Source organism: Sphingomonas floccifaciens (genome assembly GCF_042681125.1).
In the GTDB taxonomy this organism is placed as follows: Bacteria; Pseudomonadota; Alphaproteobacteria; order Sphingomonadales; family Sphingomonadaceae; genus Sphingomonas; species Sphingomonas floccifaciens.
Genome location: NZ_JBHUFC010000004.1, coordinates 1 through 6,568, shown reverse-complemented (window position 1 = coordinate 6,568; position 6,568 = coordinate 1). Strand labels below are relative to the sequence as shown.

The following is a 6,568-nucleotide window of genomic DNA, read 5'->3' as shown; positions in this document are numbered from 1 at the left end:
CCCCCTGACGAGGTCCGCACTCCGCTAATCTACGCCGCGAGTTGTGCCGAATGTTCTGACGACGGACAAGCCACTATAATCTCGCACGGCACATTGAACCGCTCGTCAATTTCGGTCTGTAGCTCCCGCAAGTTGTCGAGCCTTCGTCCAACAATCAGGGGCTTGGCCTGGTACGATGCCGCCAAGCGGAGGGCGGACGCTCTGCCCAAACCGGTCGAAGCCCCTGTGACCAGCACCCACGAGTTCTTGATCGCCAGCGGTTTCACGCGTTTTCCAGAGCCTTGTATAGGGCGGTTTTGCCGATCTTGAGCCGGGCCGCCGCCTCACGAACAGTGAGGCCCGCTGCGATATGCGCCCGCGCTTTACGTAGTTTGTCGGGGGTAACGACAGGCCGGCGACCACCCTTGTTGCCCCGCTCGCGTGCGGCCTTGAGGCCGGCATGAGTGCGTTCACGGATCAGGTCACGCTCGAATTGGGCCAGCGAGCCGAAGATGTTGAACACCAGCATGCCGCCCGAAGTGGTGGTGTCGATATTCTCGGTGAGTGAGCGGAACCCGATGCCGCGCGCCGCAAGCTCGCCGACCTTCTCGATCAGGTGGCTCATCGAGCGGCCGAGGCGGTCGAGTTTCCAGACCACCAGCGTGTCGCCGGGGCGCAAATAGGCGAGCGCTTCGGTTAGGCCAGGCCGATCGGCTTTTGCCCCGGATGCGTGATCGTCGAATATACGGTCGCACCCGGCAGTGTTCAGCGCGTCAAGCTGGAGCGACAGCTTCTGGTCTGCGGTCGAGACGCGCGCATAGCCGATCAGCGCCACATGATGCCCGATCCTGTCCGTTTTCCCGTCATTATGCGATCTTGTCCGAATCGCCGTTACAGGTCCAGAGTTAACGGACATATTCCTGTTGGCCGCCAGAGGACCGTCTGACGGACAGCCTCAAGGAGGTTCAGGGTCATGGCGAGGCGACGCCTGCTCACCCGCGAGGTGCTGGCGCGTCAGCTCGATCCCCCGACCGACGAACGCGAGATCGCGCGACACTTCACCCTGACACGCGAGGATCTGGATTGGGTCTCGATCCGGCGTGGTCCCGCATCGCAGCTCGGCTACGCCATGACGCTCCTTTATATGCGCTGGCCCGGGCGGGTACTCGGCGCGGACGAGACACCGCCCTTATCGATCCTGTCGTTCGTCGCCCGTCAGCTCGATGTGCCTGAAGCGGCTTGGCATGACTATGGCCGTCGTGAGCCGACCCGCCGTGCGCATCTCACCGATCTGGCACGACGCATGGGCTATCGAGCGTTCGGCCGGACCGACTTCCACGCACTGGCCACCTTCGCCATGCCCGTGGCGCAGACCATCATCCAGCCATTGCAGCTGGCCGAGATCGTCATCGACGAAATGCGACGTCGTCGCCTGTTGCTGCCGCCCGTCACCGTCATCGAGGCGATCGTACGACGAGCGCGCCGCCAGGCCGACGAACTCGTCCACGATGTGCTGACCCAGGGGCTGGGTGATGGCGGACGTACCCGCCTCGATGCGCTGCTCGCCCGTCGTGGCGACCGGGGTGCGACGTGGCTGTCGTGGCTGCGCAACCCGCCGCTGTCGCCGGCACCGCGCAACGTCATGCGCCTGCTCGAACGACTGGATCATGTCCGGGCGATCGGACTGGCCCCGGCGCGGGCCGCTACGATCCCGACCGCGGCCTTCGACCGCATCGCCGACGAGGCGGTGCGGATCACATCGCAGCATCTGGCGGAACTGCCCGACCGGCGCCGCCATGCCGTTCTGGCGGCAGCCGCGCTGCGGCTTCGTGAGAGCCTCGCCGATGCGGTGCTGGCGATGACGGACAAGCTGCTCGGCAGCATGATGCGGCGCGCCGAGAACCGGACGCGCGACAAGGCGCTGGGTACGATCCGCGCGCTCCAGGCACAGTTGCGCCTGCTCACCGGCCCCTGCCGCCTGCTGATCGATGCACGGGCGCAAGGCTTGGACTCGCTTGCCGCGATGGCGATCGACTGGGAGAAACTGGGAACGGCGGTCGGGGAAGCGGAGATACTGGTCGCGCCGGAGACGACCGATCGTACTGCCGAGCTGATCGACCGGCATCGTTCGCTGCGCCCGGTGATCGGGCCGCTCCTCAACGCCTTCACCTTCCAAGGTGCCGGTCCTGTGCAGGGGCTGCTCGATGCGGTCCGGATTGTCGGTGAGGTTTATCGGACCGGCAGGCGACGCTTGCCCGACAATCCACCGCTTCGCTTCGTGCCGCCATCGTGGCGGCCTTTTGTGCTGCGCGACGGGCAGGTCGTCCGCGCAGCCTATGAACTGTGCGCTCTCACCCAGTTGCGCGATCGGCTGCGTGCCGGCGACATATGGGTAGAGGAAAGTCGCCAGTATCGTGCTTTCGACAGCTACCTCCTGCCGCCCGCCACCTTTGCGGCGCTACGCGAGCGCGGGCCGTTACCGTTGGCGATCGACACCGACTTCGATACCTTCATTGCCGGTCGCCGTGCCCGCCTCGATACCGCGATCGAACAAGTCACGGCGCTCGCCCGGCAGGGGGAACTGCCCCAGGTACGGCTCGACGCCGGCGGGCTCGTCATCTCGCCGCTCAAGGCCGTAACCCCGCCCAGTACAGAGGACGTGCGGCGCATGGTCTACGACCGCCTGCCGCGCGTGAAGATCACCGATCTGTTGCTGGAGGTCGATGGCTGGACCGGCTTTTCCGAATGCTTCACTCATCGCCGCTCCGGTCGACCGGCCGATGATCGTAACGCGCTTCTCACCGTGATCCTGGCGGACGGCATCAATCTCGGCCTGACGCGCATGGCGGATACCTGCCAAGCGGCCACCCTGCGCCAGCTCGCACATCTGCATGACTGGCACGTCAGCGAGAGCGCCTATGGCGCAGCGCATGGCCAGCTCTTTCACGCCGGTGGGCGCGGGGCTGCGATCGGTGACATCAACGCGCGTAACGGCAACGAACCCGGCGTCAGCTTCTACACCCACATCTCGGATCAATATGACCCGTTTGCGAGCAGGGTGATCGCGGCGACAGCGGGCAAGGCGCCCTATGTCCTCGACGGGCTGCTCTACCATGCCACCGGTCTGTCGATCGAAGAGCATTACACCGATACCGGCGGGGCCTCCGACCATGTATTTGGCCTCATGCCGTTCTTCGGCTACCGCTTCGCGCCGCGTTTGCGGGATCTGAAGGAACGACGCCTGCATCTGCTGCCGCAGCAGGATGCCGGGGCGCTGCTCGTCGGACTGACCGGCGATCCGGTCGCGGTCGGCCACGTCGCTGACCATTGGGACGAACTGCTCCGCCTCGTCACCTCGATCCGCAGCGGCACCGTCACCGCCTCCGCCATGCTGCGCCGGTTGTCCGCCTATCCACGTCAGAACGGCCTTGCGCTGGCATTGCGTGAGGTCGGGCGGATCGAACGCTCGATTTTCATGCTCGACTGGTTGCGCGACATCGACCTGCGCCGGCGTGCCCAGGCCGGACTCAACAAGGGAGAGGCGCGCAACGCGCTCGCCCGAGCGCTGTTCTTCAATCAGCTCGGCGAACTGCGGGACCGCCGGTTCGAAAACCAGACCTACCGCGCCTCCGGCCTCAACCTGCTCGTAGCCGCCATCATCCTGTGGAACACCCGCTACCTCGAACAGGCCATCGCCGGCATGGCCGTGCCTCCTGAAACTGCCCGCCACATCGCACCGCTCGGGTGGGAGCATATCTCGCTCACCGGCGACTACCGCTGGAACACCGACGACCGCCCTCCGGTCGGCCAGCTCAGGCCGCTACGCACACCCACATCGTTGCTCGCTGCATGACGCGGCTTCGTGTTCGCCTATCGTTCACGCTTGGCGTACGCTGGTCACACTTTCGTGTCGTAGCCCCGCATAGAGCATGGGTTGATGGCGCGGATATTCGCCGACGCGCGAATAGAGCATCCGCACCAGGCTGGAGAGCGTCGTCACGCTGCCGACCGAGGATCGCGCGTTGGCCGAGCCGCGCTGCTGCTGCAACGCGACCGCAGGCGGCAAACCGTCGATCGCGTCGACCTCCGGCACGCCGGCCTGGTCGATCAGGCGACGGGCATAGGGCGCAACCGATTCCAGATAACGCCGCTGCGCTTCGGCATAAAGGGTGCCGAACGCGAGCGATGACTTGCCCGAGCCCGATATGCCGGTGAACACCACGAAGGCGTCGCGCGGTACATCGACGTCAATATTTTTGAGGTTATTCTGGCGCGCGCCGCGAACCTGCACGCAAGCGGGCGGCCCTGTATGCCCATGATCGGTGGCCGGCGTCGTCGCGTGAATATCCTTGCTCTTCAATTCAGTCTTCCTGCCCTAACCGCCCGTGCGGTCCAAGGTTCATCACAGTCGGGTAACAGATGAATGCTTTTCCGACTCAATACATCCAAAGGTCAGGCTGACCCGATATTCGGCACCTTTGGAATATTTTTCCAGCATTGGACAAAGGTTACGACAAAACCATTTTCCCCGTTGGGTCGCGCGACGAGGCCACACACACTCCGCTGGTAAGCGCCTGGGCCAGGCGGCCCTGGTCCGTGCCGCTATCGGCATGTAACGACCGTACTTCGGCGCTTGTTACCGCATTGCGACGGGTTGCCCATTTGCCAGAGCGCGCTTCATCATGGCCGGGGTCGGGCCATGATGACGGCCGAGTTGTCGATCCGAGCGCCTCGCGCCGCTTCGGATCGGCGGGTCAGTAGTGAATGACCGTGCGGATCGACTTGCCTTCGTGCATCAGTTCGAAGGCTTCGTTGATCTCCTCCAAACCCATCGTGTGGGTTACGAATGGGGCCAGATCGATATCGCCTCTCATCGCATCCTCGACCATGCCGGGGAGCTGTGTCCGTCCCTTGACGCCACCGAAAGCGGACCCCTTCCATACGCGGCCCGTGACGAGCTGGAATGGGCGGGTGGAGATTTCCTCGCCCGCGCCGGCAACGCCAATCACGATCGACTGACCCCAGCCACGGTGCGCTGATTCAAGCGCGGCGCGCATGACGTGGACGTTGCCGATGCACTCGAAGGTATGATCGATGCCCCAGCCCGTCATCTCGATCAGCACTTGCTGGATGGGCTTGTCATGGTCCTTGGGGTTGATGCACTCGGTAGCACCGAACTGGCGTGCCAGCTCGAACTTGGATGGATTGGTGTCGATGGCGATGATGCGACCCGCCTTCGCCTGGCGCGCACCCTGAATCGCCGCGAGGCCGATGCCGCCGAGGCCGAACACGGCGACGGAGTCTCCGGGCTGGACCTTGGCGGTATTGTGGACTGCGCCGATGCCGGTCGTGACGCCGCAGCCGAGCAGGCAGACATGTTCGGGGTTTGCCTCGGGATTGATCTTGGCGAGCGAGACTTCGGCGACGACAGTATATTCACTGAAGGTTGAACAGCCCATGTAATGATAGAGGGGCTGACCATTGTACGAAAAGCGGGTGGTCCCATCGGGCATCAAGCCCTTGCCCTGCGTTTCGCGGACAGCGACGCACAGGTTGGTCTTGCCCGACAGGCAGAAGTCGCACTTGCCGCACTCGGCGGTGTAGAGCGGAATCACGTGATCGCCCGGCCCGACGCTGGTGACGCCTTCCCCGACCTCGACAACGATGCCCGCGCCCTCGTGGCCCAGAACCACCGGGAAAACACCCTCCGGATCACTCCCCGCCAGCGTGTACGCGTCGGTGTGGCACACACCGGTGTGCGTCACCCGTATAAGGACTTCGCCTTTCCGGGGTGGGGCGACATCGATCTCGACGATTTTGAGTGGCTTGCCCGCCTCGAAGGCTACAGCGGCGCGAGATTTCATGTTGGGATACCCTCGTTGAGTTAAACCGATTGCTGGTGCGAGGCCGTTGCGTCAGCGCAAATTCGTGGGGGAGCGATCGCTCACTCCCCCGGTATGCCGGTCAGACCGTAACGACGACCTTGCCGATCTGGTCGTTCGATTCGAGGAAGCGGTGAGCGTCCTGGATTGCGTCGAGCGGGAAAGTGCGCGCGATCCGCGGCTTGAGCGCGCCCGATTCCAGACCCGCCACGATGAACGCCTTGGCACGATCGAGGGCGGCATCGTCCGAGACGATCTCGCTGTAGAGATACCCCTTGAGCGTGAGGCTCTTGCCCAGCACGGAGAACAACGGGAACGGCGTCGGTTCGCCGCTGAGCGCGCCATATTCGAGCAGGATGCCGCCGCGTGCCATGCTCTCGGTCAGCGGCTCGAACGACGGGCCTCCGACCGGATCGAGCACCACGCGCGCACCCTGACCATCGGTTATCTCCATCACCCTCGCTACCAGATCCTCTTCCCCGGTTGCGACGACATGATGTGCACCGGCATCGATCAGGGCCTGGCGCTTGGCGCCGGTACGCGTCGTCGCGATTACCGTCGCGCCGACCATCCGCGCAATCTGGAAGGCAGCAAGGCCGACGCTGCTGGAGGCAGCAGTGACGATGACGAAATCGCCCTCGCCGAGTTTCGCCTGCTCCACCAGCGCACCCCAGGCGGTGACATACTGCATCCACACGGCCGCCGCT

The 6,568-nt window shown here is 64.4% G+C and carries 5 protein-coding genes; 1 reads left to right on the top strand and 4 read right to left on the bottom strand.

Features of this window, described 5'->3' with window-relative positions; translation table 11 throughout:
• Window positions 1-262: 262 nt before the first annotated feature.
• The gene (locus ACFSC3_RS13315) at window positions 263-814 is read right to left on the bottom strand and encodes a recombinase family protein (RefSeq protein WP_004213210.1); all 552 of its coding nucleotides are present in this window, start codon (window positions 812-814) and stop codon (window positions 263-265) included.
• Between the two features lie 138 nt (window positions 815-952).
• Between ACFSC3_RS13315 and ACFSC3_RS13310 the strand changes: the two genes are divergently transcribed.
• A complete protein-coding gene (locus ACFSC3_RS13310) occupies window positions 953-3,832 on the top strand; it encodes a Tn3 family transposase (RefSeq protein ID WP_380940932.1) in 2,880 nt (959 codons plus the stop codon).
• Between the two features lie 24 nt (window positions 3,833-3,856).
• Here ACFSC3_RS13310 and ACFSC3_RS13305 read toward each other — a convergent pair whose 3' ends face one another.
• The 3 genes from ACFSC3_RS13305 to ACFSC3_RS13295 all read right to left on the bottom strand — a co-directional run.
• The gene (locus ACFSC3_RS13305) at window positions 3,857-4,339 is read right to left on the bottom strand and encodes a P-loop NTPase family protein (RefSeq protein WP_050794226.1); all 483 of its coding nucleotides are present in this window, start codon (window positions 4,337-4,339) and stop codon (window positions 3,857-3,859) included.
• A 394-nt stretch (window positions 4,340-4,733) separates the two neighbouring features.
• Window positions 4,734-5,843, bottom strand: a complete 1,110-nt coding sequence (locus tag ACFSC3_RS13300; protein ID WP_062127096.1) for an S-(hydroxymethyl)glutathione dehydrogenase/class III alcohol dehydrogenase — start codon at window positions 5,841-5,843, stop codon at window positions 4,734-4,736.
• A gap of 100 nt (window positions 5,844-5,943) precedes the next feature.
• The coding region (locus ACFSC3_RS13295) for a zinc-dependent alcohol dehydrogenase family protein (protein ID WP_380940931.1) at window positions 5,944-6,568 on the bottom strand (625 nt) is incomplete at its 5' end.